The sequence below is a fragment of the Arcobacter sp. F2176 genome (assembly GCF_004116465.1).
In the GTDB taxonomy this organism is placed as follows: domain Bacteria; phylum Campylobacterota; class Campylobacteria; order Campylobacterales; family Arcobacteraceae; genus Arcobacter; species Arcobacter siniprincipis.
Genome location: NZ_PDJV01000004.1, coordinates 24,663 through 43,624, shown reverse-complemented (window position 1 = coordinate 43,624; position 18,962 = coordinate 24,663). Strand labels below are relative to the sequence as shown.

General features: G+C 29.5%; 14 protein-coding genes. 4 read left to right on the top strand and 10 right to left on the bottom strand.

Annotated elements, in window-relative coordinates; genetic code table 11:
- Positions 1-76 precede the first annotated feature (76 nt).
- The 4 genes from CRU95_RS04915 (at position 77) to eat (ending at position 5,871) form a co-directional block, all read left to right on the top strand.
- Positions 77-1,933, top strand: coding sequence for a GGDEF domain-containing protein (locus CRU95_RS04915; protein WP_129100037.1), 1,857 nt, complete (start codon positions 77-79; stop codon positions 1,931-1,933).
- 211 nt (positions 1,934-2,144) lie between these two features.
- Positions 2,145-3,545 (top strand): ethanolamine ammonia-lyase subunit EutB, encoded by a 1,401-nt coding sequence (locus CRU95_RS04910; protein WP_129100036.1) that lies wholly within the window; start codon positions 2,145-2,147, stop codon positions 3,543-3,545.
- A gap of 1 nt (position 3,546) precedes the next feature.
- Positions 3,547-4,437 carry an ethanolamine ammonia-lyase subunit EutC gene (eutC, locus tag CRU95_RS04905; protein WP_129100035.1) on the top strand — a complete coding sequence of 297 codons (891 nt, stop codon included), beginning with the start codon at positions 3,547-3,549 and terminating at the stop codon, positions 4,435-4,437.
- A 12-nt stretch (positions 4,438-4,449) separates the two neighbouring features.
- Entirely contained in the window at positions 4,450-5,871 is a 1,422-nt protein-coding gene (gene eat / locus CRU95_RS04900; RefSeq protein ID WP_129100034.1) for an ethanolamine permease, read from the top strand.
- Positions 5,872-5,906: 35 nt separating this feature from the next.
- Here the strand turns inward: eat and CRU95_RS04895 are convergent, their stop codons facing one another.
- The 10 genes from CRU95_RS04895 to CRU95_RS04850 all read right to left on the bottom strand — a co-directional run bounded on the left by CRU95_RS04895 (position 5,907) and on the right by CRU95_RS04850 (position 18,960).
- Positions 5,907-8,870, bottom strand: a complete 2,964-nt coding sequence (locus CRU95_RS04895; RefSeq protein WP_129100033.1) for an HNH endonuclease — start codon at positions 8,868-8,870, stop codon at positions 5,907-5,909.
- On the bottom strand, positions 8,870-9,289 hold the full coding sequence (locus tag CRU95_RS04890; protein WP_129100032.1) for a heme-binding domain-containing protein: 420 nt from the start codon (positions 9,287-9,289) through the stop codon (positions 8,870-8,872). Before CRU95_RS04890 ends, CRU95_RS04895 begins: the two co-directional genes overlap by 1 nt.
- Positions 9,290-9,622 (bottom strand): thioredoxin family protein, encoded by a 333-nt coding sequence (locus tag CRU95_RS04885; RefSeq protein ID WP_129100031.1) that lies wholly within the window; start codon positions 9,620-9,622, stop codon positions 9,290-9,292.
- On the bottom strand, positions 9,606-11,606 hold the full coding sequence (locus tag CRU95_RS04880) for a DUF1538 family protein (protein WP_129100030.1): 2,001 nt from the start codon (positions 11,604-11,606) through the stop codon (positions 9,606-9,608). Before CRU95_RS04880 ends, CRU95_RS04885 begins: the two co-directional genes overlap by 17 nt.
- A gap of 116 nt (positions 11,607-11,722) precedes the next feature.
- Entirely contained in the window at positions 11,723-13,276 is a 1,554-nt protein-coding gene (locus CRU95_RS04875) for a 2-isopropylmalate synthase (protein WP_129100029.1), read from the bottom strand.
- A gap of 230 nt (positions 13,277-13,506) precedes the next feature.
- Positions 13,507-14,082: a hypothetical protein gene (locus tag CRU95_RS04870; RefSeq protein WP_129100028.1), complete on the bottom strand. Its 576-nt coding sequence runs from the start codon at positions 14,080-14,082 to the stop codon at positions 13,507-13,509.
- Positions 14,075-16,153, bottom strand: coding sequence for an ATP-dependent zinc metalloprotease FtsH (gene ftsH, locus CRU95_RS04865; protein WP_129100027.1), 2,079 nt, complete (start codon positions 16,151-16,153; stop codon positions 14,075-14,077). Before ftsH ends, CRU95_RS04870 begins: the two co-directional genes overlap by 8 nt.
- Before the next feature lies 1 nt (position 16,154).
- Entirely contained in the window at positions 16,155-16,967 is an 813-nt protein-coding gene (locus CRU95_RS04860) for a 50S ribosomal protein L11 methyltransferase (protein WP_129100026.1), read from the bottom strand.
- A 24-nt stretch (positions 16,968-16,991) separates the two neighbouring features.
- On the bottom strand, positions 16,992-17,942 hold the full coding sequence (locus CRU95_RS04855; RefSeq protein ID WP_129100025.1) for a tRNA-dihydrouridine synthase: 951 nt from the start codon (positions 17,940-17,942) through the stop codon (positions 16,992-16,994).
- A 1-nt stretch (position 17,943) separates the two neighbouring features.
- On the bottom strand, positions 17,944-18,960 hold the full coding sequence (locus CRU95_RS04850; RefSeq protein ID WP_129100024.1) for a hypothetical protein: 1,017 nt from the start codon (positions 18,958-18,960) through the stop codon (positions 17,944-17,946).
- Positions 18,961-18,962 lie beyond the last annotated feature (2 nt).

Genomic DNA, 18,962 nt, shown 5'->3' with positions numbered 1-18,962 from the left:
TAAAATTACAAATAGTTATATTAAAATTAAATTCTAATTATGATAAAATTATTTAAACTCTAATTTAGGTTAAAAGATGGATTCAAATAAAAAAATTACGATAATAATCTTTTCAATGGTTACTTTATTAACTATAGTAATCGTAGCATTAGTTGCAATTGGTTCAAGAGAAAGTGGATATAACGGAGCTATAAAAAGAGCTTATTTAGCTGCAGACATTGTAAAAGAGACATTAACTTCCCATATGATTAATGGAACAATGGATAAAAGAGAAACTTTTTTAACTAGCATTAGTCAAATAAAAGAGATAAAAGATTTATGGATAATAAGAGGAGATAATGTTTCAAAACAATTTGGTAAATCTGCAAATAGAAATGAAAAACCAAAAGATGCGATTGATGAAAAAGTTTTAAGAACAGGAAAAGTAATTACTCTTCCTAGTGAGTCTTTAAAAAGTGCTACTTTAAGAATCACTATTCCTTATACTGCTTCATCAGTTGATAAACCAAATTGCTTAAGCTGTCATAATGCAAAAGAAGGAGAGGTTTTAGGTGCTATATCTTTAGAATTTGATATTCAAGATGATAGAATTTCAAGTATTACTGTATTGTTAAATATAATTGCAATTATTACAGTATTTTTAATACTTATACTTATTTATATAAGTAGAAAAATCAAACCTTATACTTCATCATTTGATTCAATTACAGAAGTGTTAAAAAAAGTACATGAAGGTGACTATTCAGTTAGAGCAAAAGAAGGTGTTCTAAAAGAAGATAAAGAAGCCTTTCAATGGCTAAATGAAATCATTGAAAAACTTGAAACCGTACTAACGGGTATTGAGAAAAACTTAACATCATTTGTGCATAATAGAGCTAGTAGTACAAGTAGTGACAAACTTTTAACTGCACAAAAGATAATAGAAGATATTACAGAAATATATAACTATAAAAAAACTATAGAAACTGATTTAACTAAAGATGATATTTATTATAGATTAGTACAAGTTTTTAAAGATAAGTTAAAAATAGAAAGCTTTTGTATTTATGAAAATGATTTAAAAAGAGATAACAGAAAAGTAATATTCTCTACAGAAAATACAAGACCATGTTGTAGTCTACTTAAAAATATAAAAGAGCAATGTAGAGCGGAGCGAACAGATACAGTAGTTTTATCAGAAAACTTCCCAGAAATTTGTAGAATTGCTACTTGTGATGATTGTTCAGATTATATTTGTATTCCATTTACAATAAATAAACACAAAAGTATAACTGTTCATGTTCTGTGTGATAGTAAAAACCATTTAGAAGAGACTAAATACAAAATAGGAATTATTAAAAAATATTTAGAAGAGACAAAACCTATTTTAGAAAGTAAAATTCTAATGGATGTTTTAAGAGAGCGAAATCTTGTTGATGGATTGACAGGACTTTATAATAGAAAATATTTAGATGAGTTTATAGAGAAAAAAATGCCTCAAGAATTAACTCTTGGTTCAACTTATGCTGTTATGTTCTTAGATATTGATTATTTTAAAATGGTTAATGATACTTATGGACATGATGCAGGTGATACCATTTTACAAAAACTTTCAAAAACAATGAAAGCAGAAATTTCTGATAATGATTTCATTATTAGATTTGGAGGGGAAGAATTCCTAATAATTATGGAAAACCCAACTGAAGAGAGTGCAAAAGATCTAGCTACAAGAATAAATAGTGAATTTTCAAAATTAGTATATACTTTTAATAATGAATCATTTAGTAAAACTGTAAGTATTGGTTATTCTTTCTTACCTAGTGATACTGATCAGATGTGGAAATGTATCAAATTTGCTGATTTATGTTTATATAAAGCAAAAGAGACAGGTAGAAATAAAGTCATAAGATTTACAAAAGACCTTCTCATAAATAAAGATAAAGACAATTATTAAAATTGTCTTTATCATCCTTTTATTTTAATATTATTAAATAATCTTCCAAAAACAATCAACTTTATTAATTATTTTAATTATATAAAATCTGTATATTTTTTATACATTTATAGATATCTTTACACCTACATTCAAGCTACAATTCTACTGTAAAATTATTCTAAAGAAATTAATAACCAAAATTCTTTGATATTTTACATTAGGATTGACTATGAAAAATACATATAAACATATACTTGGACAAAAAACTTATACCTTTAAAAACTTAGCTGATTTAATGGCAAAAGCCACACCCAAAAGATCAGGGGATGTTTTAGCAGGAGTTGCTGCAAATTCATCACAAGAGAGAGTAATAGCTCAAATGAGATTAGCTGAAGTACGTCTAAAAACTTTTTTAGAAGAGCATCTTATCTCATATGAAAAAGATGAAATCACTAGACTTATTATAGATGACCATGATAGTGAAGCTTTTAAAATCATCTCTCATCTAAGCGTTGGGGACTTTAGAGATTGGCTCTTAAGTGATAATACAACACCTGAATTAATAAAACAAGCAAGAGCTGGTATGACACCTGAAATGGTAGCAGCAGTAAGCAAAATAATGAGAAATCAAGATTTAATATTAGTAGCAAAAAAATGTCCTGTAAAAACTGCATTTAGAGATACAATTGGACTAAAAAATCATCTTTCAACAAGATTACAACCAAATCATCCAACAGATGATGTTAGAGGAATAACGGCAAGTATTTTAGATGGATTATTATATGGAAATGGGGATGCAGTAATTGGTATTAATCCAGCAACTGATAATGTTGAACAAACTATAAAACTTCTAAAAATAATGGATGAAATAATTACAAAATATGAGATTCCTACTCAATCATGCGTTTTAACCCATGTTACAAATACTATTGAAGCTATTGAAAAAAAGGCACCAGTTGATTTGGTTTTCCAATCTATTGGAGGAACGGAAGGTACAAATACAAGCTTTGGGGTTAATTTATCTATTTTAAAAGAAGCAAGAGAAGCAGCACTCTCTTTAAATAGAGGAACCGTTGGAAATAATGTTATGTATTTTGAGACAGGACAAGGAAGTTCCCTATCAGCAAATGCAAACTTTGGAGTTGACCAACAAACTTGTGAAGCAAGAGCTTATGCTGTTGCTAAAAAGTTTGACCCATTATTAGTAAATACTGTTGTTGGTTTTATTGGACCTGAATATTTATTTGATGGAAAAGAAATTACAAGGGCAGGATTAGAAGATCACTTTTGTGGGAAACTATTAGGACTTCCAATGGGTTGTGATATTTGTTATACAAACCATGCAGATGCAGATCAAAATGATATGGACAACTTATTAACTCTACTTGGAGTTGCTGGATGTAATTTTATTATGGGAATTCCAGGTTCTGATGATATCATGCTTAATTATCAAACAACCTCTTTCCATGATGCCCTTTATGCAAGAAGAGTTTTAGACTTGCATCCTGCTCCTGAATTTGAAGCATGGTTAAAAAAGATGGAAATATTTACAAATACAGATACATTCTCTTTAAATGATGATATCCCTTCTGGCTTTTCAAAATCACTTAAAAAAGTAATTGGAGCTTAATATGGAAAATAAAATCATAAATGAAACATCAAATAAATCAAATGTTATAAAAAATCCATGGTCAGTCCTAAGAGAGTATACAGATGCAAGAATTGGATTAGGAAGAAGTGGAGTTAGTCTTCCTACTTCTCACTTACTAGAGTTTCAATTAGCACATGCCCAAGCACAAGATGCTGTTCATTTACCCCTAGATGTAGATTATATTTTTGAACAAATAAATAATACCTCATTTAATGTAAATATTGTAACTTCAAATAGAACTAATAAGGAGCTCTTACAAAAAGGACATAAAGCTATTCTTCTACACTCTGAAGCAAAAGATAGAATTGAATATCTGCAAAGACCTGATTTAGGAAGAAAACTAAATCAAAAATCACATAACATATTAAAAGATACAGTTTCAGTTGAAACTAGACCTTATGATTTAGCAATTGTAATTGTAGATGGGCTTTCATCTTTGGCAATAAAAGAAAATGCCATTAATTTTATAGATAAATTATGCCAAGCACTATCACAAGATAAACAAGAATGGAGCATAGCCCCTTTTACAGTTGTTCAACAAGGAAGAGTAGCTATTGGCGATGAAGTTGGCATGTTATTAAATGCAAAAGCAACCTTAGTATTAATTGGAGAAAGACCAGGGTTAAGCTCCCCTGATAGTCTTGGTTTATATCTTACCTGGGACGCACAGGTTGGCCTTACAGATGCAAGTAGAAATTGTATCTCAAATGTTCGGTTAGATGGATTATCTTATGCCGAGGCTGTAAAAAAAACAATTTATCTATTAAAAGAATCTCGAAGATTGGAATTATCAGGAGTAAATTTAAAAGATAGAACGACAAATGATGAAATCGAACTAACTAACAGTGAAGAAAACTTTCTTCTAAACTAAAGGATAAGAGAAATGGGAAAAACTAAAATTGATCAAGACTATCTTGCAAAAAGACAGTTAAAAAGGGGAACAGCTGGTTGGATGTTACTTGCTGGACTTGGTATTTCATATGTTATTTCAGGTGATTTTGCTGGATGGAACTTTGGTATTGCAGAAGCTGGTTGGGGTGGATTTGCCATTGCTGCTGCTTTAATGGCTGTAATGTATTTTTGTTTAGTTTTAGCATTAGCTGAAATGTCAGCTGCAATACCAGCTGCTGGTGGTGGATATAGCTTTGCAAGACAGGTTATGGGACCAGCTGGTGGATATTTAACTGGACTTGCTATTTTAATAGAGTATGCTATTGCACCTGCTGCTATTGTTATTTTTATTGGTTCTGCTGTTGAGGCTTTACTCGGTATTAATGGACCATTAGTTTATGCACTATTTTATGCAGTATTTATTGCAATTCACTTATTTGGTGCAGGGGAAGCTTTAAAAACTATGATGGTAATTAGTGCTTTAGCTGTATTTGCTATTATTGCTACTGCTCTTGCTTTAATTGGTAATTTTGATGTGTCAAATCTATTTGATATTAAAGCTTCTGCTGATGTTGCTGGAGCTACTAGCTTTTTACCATTTGGTTGGCATGGTGTTTGGGCTGCATTGCCATTTGGTATGTGGTTATTCCTAGCAGTTGAAGGTGTACCATTAGCTGCTGAAGAAGCAAAAAATCCTGAAAAAGATGTACCAAAAGGTATTATTGCAGCTATGATTTTTCTACTTATCTCTGCAGTTTTAGTTGTATTTTTACTTGCAGGTGTTGCAGGTGCTGATGCAATGGGTAAAAGTGCTGTTCCATTAGTAGATGCTTTAAATGTAAATGGGAATACTACTTTAGCAACTATTGTTAATGTATTAGGATTAGCTGGTTTAATTGCATCATTTTTCTCTATCATTTACGGATATAGTAGATTAGTATTTGCCTTATCAAGAGCTGGTTACCTACCACAATTTTTATCTTTAACAAGCAAAAAGAAAACTCCTACTTGGGCTTTAATTGTTCCAGGTGTTTTAGGATTCTTAGCTTCACTAACTGGTGAGGGTGATTTAATGTTAGCTATGGCAGTTGTAGGGGCTACGATTTCATATGCACTAATGGCATTTAGTCATATCTTATTAAGAGTTAAAAATCCAGATATGCCAAGACCTTATAAAACTCCTGGTGGAGTTCTAACTTCTGGTATTGCTTTTATATTATCAATCATTGCCCTAACAGGTGTTTATGCTTTTGACCCAAGAGCATTTAATTATACTCTTGTTTTATATGCAATTGGTGCTTTATATTACTTCTTCTATAGTAAAAACCATTTAGTTGCAAAAACGGCTGAAGAAGAGTTTGCTATGCTTGAAGCTGCGGAAGCTGACTTAATTCATGAGTTAAGTGAAAATTAAAATCTAATTAAATAACATAGACTATAATGTCTATGTTATTTTTCTTCATCCACCATCGTATAATGTAATTCCAAACCTTTTGAAGTAGCAATAAATCCATTTACATTTATTTTGCCTTCATGAACCATTTTATGATGTTCTTTACATAGTGGTATTAGATTATATTTGTGATTTGCATTTACATGACCTATGAAGCCATCTTTATTTGCCCTAGATTGCTCTTTTATGTGATGTACATCATCAACATTTTTTCCACATATTACACAAGTAGAAACAATAAGGTCTTTATTGTATTTTGAAGTTTTTCTTTGTGAAATTCTCTCAATTGGTTCATAATCATCTGTTAGTTTTTTTCTTATATCATTTGCCATTTTAAGGAACTCTTTATCCATATGAAGTGATTTAGCATACTCTAAACCATACATACTACTTCCACTTCCATATTGAAGTTTTCTATTAAATATAAGTTTATCTTCACTATCTTCATACATAACAGATAAGTGTAGACATATTATATTTTTTAGTTTTTCTATTTCTGGAAGTTCAGGTAGTTGATGTAAGTGTGTAGCAAACATAAAAATTGATTCTAATTTTGCTAGTTTTAATATAGCACTTGCCACAATACTAACTCCACTCATAGTTTCAGTACTATGACTTATCTCATCACCAAGTACAAGTGAATTCTTAGTAGCTCTATTAAATATATTTTTAAGTTCTAACATCTCAACTGCAAAAGAAGATAATCCTTTTGCAATATTATCAGCTCCTGAAATTCTTGTAAATACTGCATCAAAAATAGAGAATCTCATTGATTTACACGGTACATAAAATCCAGCTTGAGCTAAAATTACTGCTATTCCTATTGATTTCATAAGAGAAGATTTTCCACTTGAATTTATTCCATAAAGTAAAACACCATGCATTTTGTTATTAAACATATTTATTGGATTTGAGTTTTTAATGATTACATTATTTTTGTACTCATCACTTGCAAGACTAAGTTCTCCTAAAATAATATCATTAGGCACATAAATACCCTGCTCTTCTCCATGTTCAATTATAGGATGTCTTAAATCTATAAGTTCAATAAAACTTTCATCATCTTTAGTTTTTACTATTTTTGGAGGTGAATAATTATGTTTTTTAGCTGTTTTTATATTTGAAACTGTTAAATCAATTTCAGCAATAAATTGAACTAACTCTTCCAATAATACTGCAAACTTTTTCTCAAATTCCAGAAGTTTTTCTTTAAAAACAAGTTTATTTAACTCAATAATTTTTCTTAAATTATGAACATATTTATCTGAAATATCTTCTGTTAGTTTACAAGTTATTTTTACAGAATTTGTTTGTACTTTTATTTTAAAATCTTTAAATAAAAGTAGCTCATCATCTATTATCAGATGAGAGTTTAAAAGTTCTTCTCTCATAAGATTAAATCTGCTTTTTGTAAGTCCTAAATAAAACCCTTCTTTATCAAGTCTTTGAATACTAACAAAGTTTTGATCATTTGATTTTAAGAATCCTAATATATGCACTCTTAAAATATCTAATTTATCTACTAATTTTTTATTTTCATTTGTAAGCTCATCAATTTTTGTATTGATTCCTTCACAAATCATATTTGCTTCCACATCTTTTAGCATATACTTGCCACTAATAGATAAATCAAAAGTAGAATCAATAGAGTCAATAAACATCTGTAACTCAGCAGATGTACAAGGTGCTGTAAAAAACTTATAGTTTTCCATAAAAGCCACTACTTCTTTGATACTAATAAGTGAATCATATAAATAATTTAATTCAAAGGGATGAAGTCTTGAGAGTTTAATTCTTCTAGTTAATCTTTCTATATCATAAATATTTGCTAATTCACTTTCAATTGGAGTATGATAATCATATAACTCTTTTGATAAAGCATATCGTCTAAGTAACTCTTTTTCATCTTTTACAGGATGTGTAAGTCTCTCTTTTAAAAGTCTTTTACCCATAGCAGTTGAAGTATTATTTATTATTTTTATTAAAGATGGATTATGAGAAGTTTCTATTATATTTAATTGTTCTAAGGCATTATTTCCAAGATAAATGTATCTGCTAATATCTAGCTTTTGAGGGAAAGATAATTTTTGAATAATTTTAGCATCATGCCCAATTACAAAATCAATCAACACTGCTAATGATTCAGTAGCTAAAGGAACTCTTTCCATATCAAGATGTTCTATTGAGGTTAGAAGTGATTCTATGTTGAATACATTTTTAAATAACTCATTTTGATAAACAATTTTTGGTCTAAATGAACTTATATGAAAAGTTTTATGAGATAATTCAAGATATTCTATTATCTCTTTTTGATTTATTGCTTTATCACAAAAGGAGATAACTACCTCATTTGTTTTGTGCATATTCATATAATTGAAGCACTCATCAAGGGCAAAATTTTTATCTTCGCTTGTTCCATGAACTTCATTGTAATAACACTTTCCAGTTGTAACATCAATGGCACTATAACCAACAGAAAAGATTCCTTTATTACAATCTATTGTAAGTGAAGTAATATTATTTTCGTCTTGGTCAATTACAAAATCAAAGTTTGTCCCAGGACTTACAACTGTATCAATATATCTGCTAACTTTAGGAGGAAGACCTTTTTGTCTTATTAATACAACTGTGTACTTTTGTTCACCAATTATTCTAGCAAGATGTTTTTCTAATGAAATTGCAGGAACTCCTGCCATAATTGGATTCTCTTTAGAGTTTTCTAAAATTGCCTTGTTTTTTCTTGTCAATTGTATATTTAAAAGCTCAGCAATCTCTTTTGCTTTACCTATTTGTTCTTCTTCATTATTTACTTCATAAACTTCAAAAAAGGTTCCTATTTCCATAAGAACTACAGTATTTGATCCATATTTTTCTTCAAACTTTTTTTGAAGTTTAAAATAAGTTATTGTTAGAAGTTCTTTTTTATCTTGTAAAAGGTCATTAAGCTCAGCATTTACCACTATTTTCTAACTCCTGTCCATTCTCTTATCAAGGCTCTTTGTTCTTTTGTTAAATTGGCTTCTTTATGTATCCAAATATAACTAGCCAAAGGCATAGCAGCATAAACTGTTCTATGTATTTTTTTAAGTTTTTTTTCTTTTTCTTCTTTTGTATAATTTGCCCAAGTACTAAAATCTAATGCTTTTCTTCCATCAACCACATGCCCTTCTATTATCCAAGATCCAGGTGCGATTGAACTATACCATGGCCAAATAGTTTCACTTGAGTGGCAATCATAACAAGCATTTTTTAATAAAACTTTAACCTCTTTTGGTGCTTGTATCTCTAAAGACTTGTCAGTAACGGGGTTTGTTTTGTCTATTTGTATTGCTTGCATTAAAAGCAACACTATAAAAAATATTAAAATAGTAATTTTCATTTATTCTCCATAAAACATCTCATAAGGCCTTTTTATTGCATCAATAAAAACACTTATGCTTATATTTTTTCCTTCTCTTAAAAACTCTTTCCCATCAAGGTAAAATAAAATTGTAGGAGCTTGAAATACTGAAAAATAAGAACTTATTTCTAAGCTCTCATCAATTCTTATTTCGAAAAAACTAATTTTATCGAAATAAGTTGAAATTTCTTTTTCTATCTTTGGTTTTAATACTTTGCATACTGAACAATTTTTAGAAGAAAAGTATATAATCAAAGCCTCTTTCGAGGCTATCTTCTCTTTTATCTGTTCTAAATTATTTATTACTTCCATCTTCTTTTGTTAATTCTTTTTCATTACTTTCTTCATTTTCTTCATTTCCATCTTTTCTATCTTTTCTATTTTGAAAAATATCATGTCTACTTAAACTAATCCCTTTCATGTGAGTTAAAGGAAAAGCAAAAGCGATACCTTTTCCTTCTGTAGTAATATGAAGTGAGTGAATAATTGATTTTATCACAGGATTTACCCTAGCTTTTGGTAATAAAAATAGAAGTAAAGAATCATTTGCTTCAAAAGATGTTCGATAGAAATTGTGCATTTTCCCAAGTCCCATACCATCTGCTCTTAAAACTGTAACACCATTTGCACCAGCTTTACTAGCTGCTTGTATTGCATCTATTTTTTTATCTTTTGGAACTATTATTGCAACCGCATAAAAATCCATCGGTAATGAGTGTCTTCTATTACTTCCATCAATATTTACAGTTGCTAAATCCATATTCTCAGCATCAACTAAATTGTCTCGTAAGATATTTTCAGCTTCAATTTGTGTATCTGACTTAACTCCAAGTTTTTCAGTTAGTATCCCATACAACATAACTGTAATCATAGGAAATAGTGAAGCAAAAGCAATAAGTCCAAAACCATCAATAAGTGGGCTTCTTCCTGGAATATTTGTTGCAAGTCCAATTCCAAGTGCTGCTACTAAAGGAACAGTTACAGTTGAAGTTGTAACTCCACCACTATCATAAGCTATTGGAATAATATACTTTGGTGCTATAAAAGTTAAGATTATAACAACAATATATCCTACAATAATATAATAATGGATATGTCCACCATCAACTATTCTAAAGGCACCAAGAGCAATACCAATGGCAACGCCAAGTGCAACAAACAGTCTTAGTGCAAAGTCATTTATTCTACCATCACTAATCTCTTTTGCTTTTTTTGCAATGGCCATAAGTGCAGGTTCTGCCATAGTTGTAGAAAATCCAATGGCAAAGGCAAAGGCATAGATTACTAATACTGACTTACTTTTTGTTAATTCATAAGCCATTGTTTCACCAAGGGTAAATAGCCCTAGTTCTAACCCTAATATAAATGCATATAAACCAATAATAACAAGAACAAATCCTAAAAATACAGTTTTTATATTTTGAATGCTTTTTTTCAATACACCATATTGGAAAAACAATATAATAAGTAATATTGGTGTTACATCTTTTATAACTGCAATTATCCCCATTATCACAGAACTTATTGTTATGTCTTTTGGTGAAGAGATTATTGGATTAATTGCGATTGCTGCAACATCTTTTGCATCAACCAAAGAATAAACAGCTATTCCATAAATTTGTACAAAAATCATAGGAGTAAGTGAAGCAAAAGCAATAAGTCCAAATCCATCAATTACAGGATTTCGTCCTTTTATATTTGAAGCTAATCCAATACCAAGGGCTGCAACTAAAGGAACGGTTACAGTAGAAGTTGTAACTCCTCCTAAGTCATACGCAAGTCCAATAATCTCTTTTGGAGCAAAAAAAGTAATACTTACTACAAAAAGATATCCTACTATTATATAATAGTGAATTGGATGACCTTTTATTATTCTGTAAACACCAAGTAAAATTGCAAAACCAACAGAACCTGCAACAACAAATCGTAGAACCGAAGCATCAATTCTACCACTAGAAATTGAAGCTGCCTTGTCTGCAATAACTGCAAGAGCTGGTTCTGCAATAGTTGTACCAAAACCTATCATAAAACCAAATATTAAAATCCAAATTGTCCATCCAGATTTTGCAAAATCACGAGCAAGGCTTTCCCCAACTGGAAATATACCTATTTCCAAACCTTGTAAAAAAATTGCAAGCCCAACAGCTACAATAATTAAACCAATAGTTGTAGATATCCACCCAGGTGGTACTGTTTGTAAAATTGCTAATTGAAAGAATAAGATTACTAAAATTATTGGAAGAAGATCTCTAAATGAATCTTTTAATAATTTTAAGAAAAAGTTAAACTGCATCATATTTTAAAGCGCACCTTTTTTGTTAAATTTATAATATATTAGCGAAATAAAATAAAATAAAAGTTTTAAAAGGATAATTTTAAAGAAGAAATAATATAAGAGATTAATCTCTTATATTAAATTTGATGTTCACTGTTTTTAGCTAATCTCTCTTTTTGAGAAAGATATGAATTAAGTGCACCTAAATACGCCTTTGCAGTTGCAAGCATAGTATCAATACTTAAACCATGTCCCACAAATGATGGTGAAGATTTATCAAAAATAACTCTTGTTGTTACTTTTGCTAAGGCATCTTTACCTTCAGTTACTGAAGTTACATTATAACTTTGTAATTCTCCACTATAACCTGTAAGTCTATCAATAGTTTTGAAAATTGCATCCATTGTACCATTACCAATATTTGCTTCAATCATAACTTCATCTTTATGTTTAATTGACACAGATGCCATTGGAGTTCCTGATGAACAGTCAGAAATTTGTAATCCAACTAATTCATAAGTTTTATCATGATTTAAAGACTCATCTGTAACTAACATTCTAATATCATCATCAGTAACATCTTTTTTCTTATCAGCTAAGGCTTTAAATTTTTCAAATGCAGTATTTAACTCTTCATCAGGTATTTTATCAAATCCTAAGTGCTCTATTTTATCTCTAAATGCTGCACGACCACTATGTTTTCCTAAAATCAAATTAGATTCTTTGTAAACACCAATATCTTCAGGTTTCATGATTTCATATGTTTCTTGATTTTTTAACATACCATCTTGATGAATTCCACTTTCATGGGCAAATGCATTTTTACCAACAATAGCTTTGTTTTGTTGTGGTTCAACACCTGTAATTGTTGCTACTAATCTAGATGATGGATATATCTCTTTTGTATTTATATTTGTATATAAATCACCAAAGGCATCTTTTCTCGTTTTAATAGCCATTACAGCCTCTTCTAAAGCAGAATTCCCTGCTCTCTCACCCAAACCATTAACTGTAACTTCTATTTGTCTAGCACCATTTAAAACAGCAGATAAAGTATTCGCTGTTGCCAATCCTAAGTCATTGTGATTGTGAACTGAGATTATTGCTCTATCTCCTGCAAAATCACTTAATTCTTTTACCATTGCACCTAATTCTGTTGGTAATCTATATCCTACAGTATCTGGTAAGTTAATTGTACTTGCCCCTGCTGCAATAACTGCATCCATAACCTCTTTCATAAAAGAGATTTCACTTCTTCCTGCATCTTCTAAAGAAAACTCTACATCATCAACAAATGTTCTTGCATATTCAACCGCACGAACTGCTCTTTTAATAACTTCTTCTTCACTCATTTTTAATTTATATTTCATGTGTATTGGTGAAGTTGCAATAAAAGTGTGAATTCTGTGCATTGCAGCTTTTTGTACAGCTAAACCTGATTGTTTAATATCATTTTCAATTGCTCTACTTAAAGAACAAATACTTGAGTTTTTAACAACTTCTGCTATTCTTGAAACAGCATCAAAATCCCCAGGACTTGCAGCTGCAAAACCAGCTTCAATAACATCAACACCTAACTTTTCTAATTGTAAAGCAACTTTAATTTTTTCGTCAGTATTCATTGAACAACCAGGACTTTGTTCCCCATCTCTTAATGTAGTATCAAATACTATAATTCTATTTTTATCCATCTTGTAACCTTTGTATATTGGGCATATTATATCTTTAAAAAAAAGAAAAACTTGTGCGGAAATTAAATTGTATTTATATAATAAATATTAGAGGAAGTTTTTGAGGAGAAGTTGAGAGTTTGTACTTTTGGTAAAATGATTTTTGAAAAAATTGATATTTTTCATTACGCTCTCCTATTAAATTTAGAAGACAATTATATTTTATTAAATGAGATTTGTCAAGGAAAAGTTTATAAAACTTCTCCTACTTTTACTTTTTGTCCAAGTTTTAAATTTAAATAGTATGAAGAAGGAATATAAACTTTTACAATACCATTTACAAAAATACCTATTTTATCATATTGGTTTACATTTGATTTACTCACAAATTCATGTGAAATATTAAATCTTCCAGATATCAATTCTAATTTAATATCATCAAAACTTAATATTCTTTTTTCATTTAATTCTTTTGCTTTATAAGTATTTGTACAAAAGTTAAGTCCATTTTTATGTAACTCTTCTTTAAATAATGAGTCTTTTGGAGCAATTAAAATATGTGAATTTAATACTCCTACGCTTATATAAATTATATTTTGAGAATTAACTTTATCAATTGCAATAATTTCTCCACTTACAGGAGAGACTAATGAATCAACTTTTACTTTTGCTTTTAGATTATTTCTATAAATAAATATTAAAAATAAAATTATTAAAAAGCAAATAAAAGCAAATGTATCACATATAAACAAATATGAAAATACAAAAATAGCAAAAGAGATATAAATAAAAACTCTTCCCTCTCTTGCTACAAAGTTGTTAATCATCTTTTTTATCTTCTTTATCTTTAGATTCATCATCATTATTTGAAGAGTTATCTTCTTTTTTGTCTTCAGATGATTCTGTACTATCTACATCTAATTCAACATTGTTTTCTATTTTTCCTGAGTGTAAATCTTCATCTTCAAAAACAACTCCGCCATTAGCTTTAATAATTTCTCTTACTCTCTCACCTGAAATAACTTCTACTTCAAGTAGTTCTTTAGTCATCTCTTCAATTGCATTACTATTGTCTCTTAACGATTGAAGAACGATTTCATATCTTTCGTTTAATACAGTTTTAATATGAGTATCAAGGTCTTTCGCCATATTATCAGAGAAATCTTTTTGTGTTTGACCACCTAAAAATTGATTTGACCTTTTTTCTAAAACCATTAATCCAGCAATATCACTCATACCATAAATAGAAGCCATAGATTTAACAATATCTGTTGCTCTTTCTAGGTCATTTCCAGCACCTGTACTAATCTCTTTGATAAATACTTCTTCTGCAGCTCGTCCACCTAATAACACGTCAACTTCAGCTATTAGTTCATGTTTTTGCATTAAATATTTATTCTCTTCAGGATTGTTAAGTGTATATCCTAAAGCTGCAAGTCCTCTTGGAACAATAGAAACTTTATTTACTTTTTTAGCACCTTTTGTAATCTCTGCAATTAATGCATGTCCAGATTCATGGTAAGCTACAATTTTTCTCTCTTTTGGAGATATTCTTCTTGATTTTTTTTCTAATCCAGCAATTTGTCTTTCTACTGCTTCTTTAAAATCAGAGTATGTAACTTCTTCTTTTTTTGCTCGTCCTGCTAATAGTGCTGCTTCATTAATAATATTTGCTAAATCAGCCCCTGCTAATCCAGCAGTCATACGAGCTACTTCAACTAAGTCAACATCTTTTCCAACTTTTACACCTTTGATGTGTACATTTAAAATCTCTTTTCTACCTTCAAAGTCAGGTTTATCAACTAAAACTTGTCTATCAAATCTTCCTGGTCTTAAAAGTGCAGGATCAAGAACTTCAGGTCTATTTGTTGCAGCAAGTACAATAACAGGCGCAGATTCTGTTGCGAATCCATCCATTTCTGCTAAAAGTTGATTTAGAGTTTGTTCTCTTTCATCATTTCCACCCATTGGTCCACCTGATGCTCTACTCTTTCCAATAGCATCAATTTCATCAATAAAAATAATTGCAGGTGCTACTTTTTTTGCTTGTTCAAATAGGTCTCTAACTCTTGAAGCTCCAACCCCAACAAACATTTCAATAAATGCAGAACCAGATACTGATAAAAATTCAACATCTGCTTCACCTGCAACTGCTTTTGCAAGTAGAGTTTTACCTGTACCTGGAGGTCCTACTAGTAAAACACCTTTTGGAATTTGAGCTCCAAGTTTTACATATCTATCTGGATCTTTTAAGAAATCAACAACTTCTTGAACTTCTTCTTTAGCCTCTTTATTTCCAGCCATATCTTCAAATTTTACATTTGGTTTTTCTGAGTTTATCATTTTTTTAGAAGATCCAATTCCTAGGATTCCTCCACTTCCACCACCCATAGATTTTGACATTCTTTTAGCTAGGAACATCCAAATTGCAAAGAATATAAATATAGGTAAAACCCAACCAAATAAAATATCAGCTAAAACATTTTCCTCATTAACTCCACCATAATCTATTCCATTCTTTTCTAACATAGGAATTAGTGTGCTATCTGGAACAACTCTTCTAGCCGTATAAGTTGTAATATCCGAACCATTTTGTTTAGATACAGCTTTAATATTAGTATTTCCAATTCCAACATATTGGATTTTTCCACTGCTAATTAAATTTTTTAAATCAGAATATGCAATAGTCTTATGTTTTGTTTGTCCAAATGCTTGGATATTTTGATTTGTTGCAGTTCCTCCTTGTTCTTCTGGAAACAAGGCTTTAAAAGCCATAATTGTTACAAGTGAAAATAAAACAAAAACTAACAACGGATTATTACTAAAAAAGTTATTATTATTGTTATTATTGTTGTTATTGTTGTTTTTGTCTTGTTTATTGTTTTTCTTATTTCTCAAACTAAACTCCTTTTTTTAATACAAGGGTAACCCATTCATTTTTTTGAATTACCTCAATTTGTTCTAAATCTTCAAATTTTTTCAATACTTTATTTAAATGATTATCTAATATCCCTGATAATACTAAGGTAGAACCCTCTTTTAAGCATTTTTTCAACTCTTTAGAAATCATTACTAAAACATCTGCAACGATATTTGCAATAACGAAATCATACTTCTTATTAGAAGCCATTGCACTTCCTGTCCATGCTTGAGAGAAATGTGCATTATTTAACAAAAAATTAGACTTTGAACTTTCAATACAGACTTCATCTGTATCACAAATATCAACTTTTGCACCTAATTTACTAGCTGCAATTGATAAAATACCACTTCCACACCCCACATCAAGAACTTCATATTCACTTTTCATATATTTTGAAATAGCTTCTAAACAACTATTTGTTGTCTCATGATGACCTGAACCAAATGATAGTGCTGGATTTATGATAATATCAATTTTATCATCTTTAGCTTCAATCCAAGATGGTCTTACAAAAAATTTACCAACTTCTACTGCTTTTACAGATTCTTGATACTTTTTTATCCAATCTTCATTTTTTTTCACTTTTAAAGAAGTAATACACTCAACTCCTAATGCTCTTGCAAACTCTTTTATTCCAAATTCAATATCTTCTAAATTCTCTTCACTTCTTGCAATAAGTCTGTTTTCTTCTATCTCAACTGCACCTTGAGTTAATTGAGTCAATAAATCTATGAACAACTCTTGTGAACTTTTAACATTTATAACTAACTCATAATAATTTTCTTTCACATATTGCCCTTTATAAAGTTTAATCTAATTTTGTAACTCATTTTCTGTAAAAAAACTTTCAATTGTATCTCTCATAATATCTGGTTCTTTTATTGTATTAATTATATCTCTAAACTCTGAGGCACCATTGTAGCCTTTAGAATAAGAATGAAGTAGTTTTCTAAACATTATTGCACCATGCTCACCATGGAACTTTAATACTGCATCATAATGCTCTAAGATAATAGCTTTTTTTATATCTTCACTTATATCTTCTACTTCATTTTTTAATTGATAAAAAATCCAAGGTTTACCAATAGCACCTCTTCCAATCATTAATCCATCTGCATTTGTATGAGCAAGAACTTCTTTAGCTTTTTTATAATCTTTTATATCACCATTTGCAATTACTGGAATTGAAACAGCATCTTTTATCGCTTTTATTGCATCATAATCAACTGGTGCTTTATATTTCCCCGCTCTTGTTCTTCCATGAACAGAAATAAAATCAACCCCACAAGATTCAACTGCTTTTGCAATATCAACTGGAATCTTTTCATTTACTCCAATTCGCACTTTCGCACTTGTGTAAAGTTTTTTATTATATTTTTTAACTGTTCCTAAAATCTCTTCTAATTTTTTCAAATCACCTAAAAGATTAGAACCACTTCCATGATTAAAAACTTTTGGTGCGGGACAACCACAATTTAAATCAATACCGTCAATACCTTCCATGTCATTGAGTATTTCAACTGCATCACGAACTAGTTCTGCCTTATTACCTGCAATTTGTACAAAATATGGATCTTCTGAAGGAGATTTCTCTATCATTTTAAAAGTTTTTTGAGAACTATAAACAAGTGCATTTGATGAAATCATTTCAGAAATAGTTAAATCCGCACCAAATTTTTTTACAACTGCACGAAAAGGTAAATCAGTATATCCAGCAAGGGGAGCCAACACTATTAAGGGTTGGCTAAAATCAAGTTTTTTCATATTATTTGTTATAACAAAGATTCTCTAAAGTATAATATTTACCTGAATCTTTTAAATCTAAAAGAGCTCTAAAAGATTGGTATTCTTCTTTTTTATAACCATTTAAAGTCTCTCTAACCTTGTCAATCATTTCGTATTCAAATAAAACAACTAAATATGCATCCATTGCTAATTCATTATCATTTGAAATTGTTTCGAACATTTTTATAAGTTCATCTGGTTGAACAGATTTTTTATACAGTTTAGCAAATGTTAAATAATCTTCTTTATCAAACTCAACATCTTTTATATATTTAATTATTGTGTCATGTTCTAATGCAAAATCAGAATTCTCAGAATCTTTTTTCATAAGTTCTATCAACATCTCTTTATCAAGTTTTAAACCATCTAGAAGTTTTTTAATTGTTGTCATAGTCTTATTTTCTACTACATTAAAAAATGCAGCTTTTACAATTTTATCTGAAAAATCTTTTGATTTTTTCAAAACATCAATTGCATAATCAACATCTTCATTTACTTTATTTAAAATATTTTTTTGTGCAATTTGTCCATTTTTGTTAAATTTAAAAGACTTATCACTTACATACTCTCCTGAATTGATTTTAATCATATTATTTACAATAGTTTTAATATCATTATTTGAAGATTCAAAATTTTCAACTTTCGGAGATAATTTCATTTGTGCTAAAATATCTGCTAATTCCTTTAATGCTTTTTGTTTAAATTTTTTATTAGAATTATTTCCTAATAATAAATCTTTAAAAAACTCAATTATATTCTCTTCATCTTTTTTTATAGCACTTGCTTGTAAATAGTTTTTAAAACCATAAAAAACTATATGTAAGATAGTTACTAAAAAAAGTACAACAAGAGGCAATATAACCCAAACTGCTATTGGTAAAGCAAGTGAATAATCTAAAATACTTACTGTAAAATTACCTGTTTGTATACTAAAAACAAATATATAAACTGCGATTATTAACAACAATGAAAAAGCTATATATTTTTTAAGTCCCATAA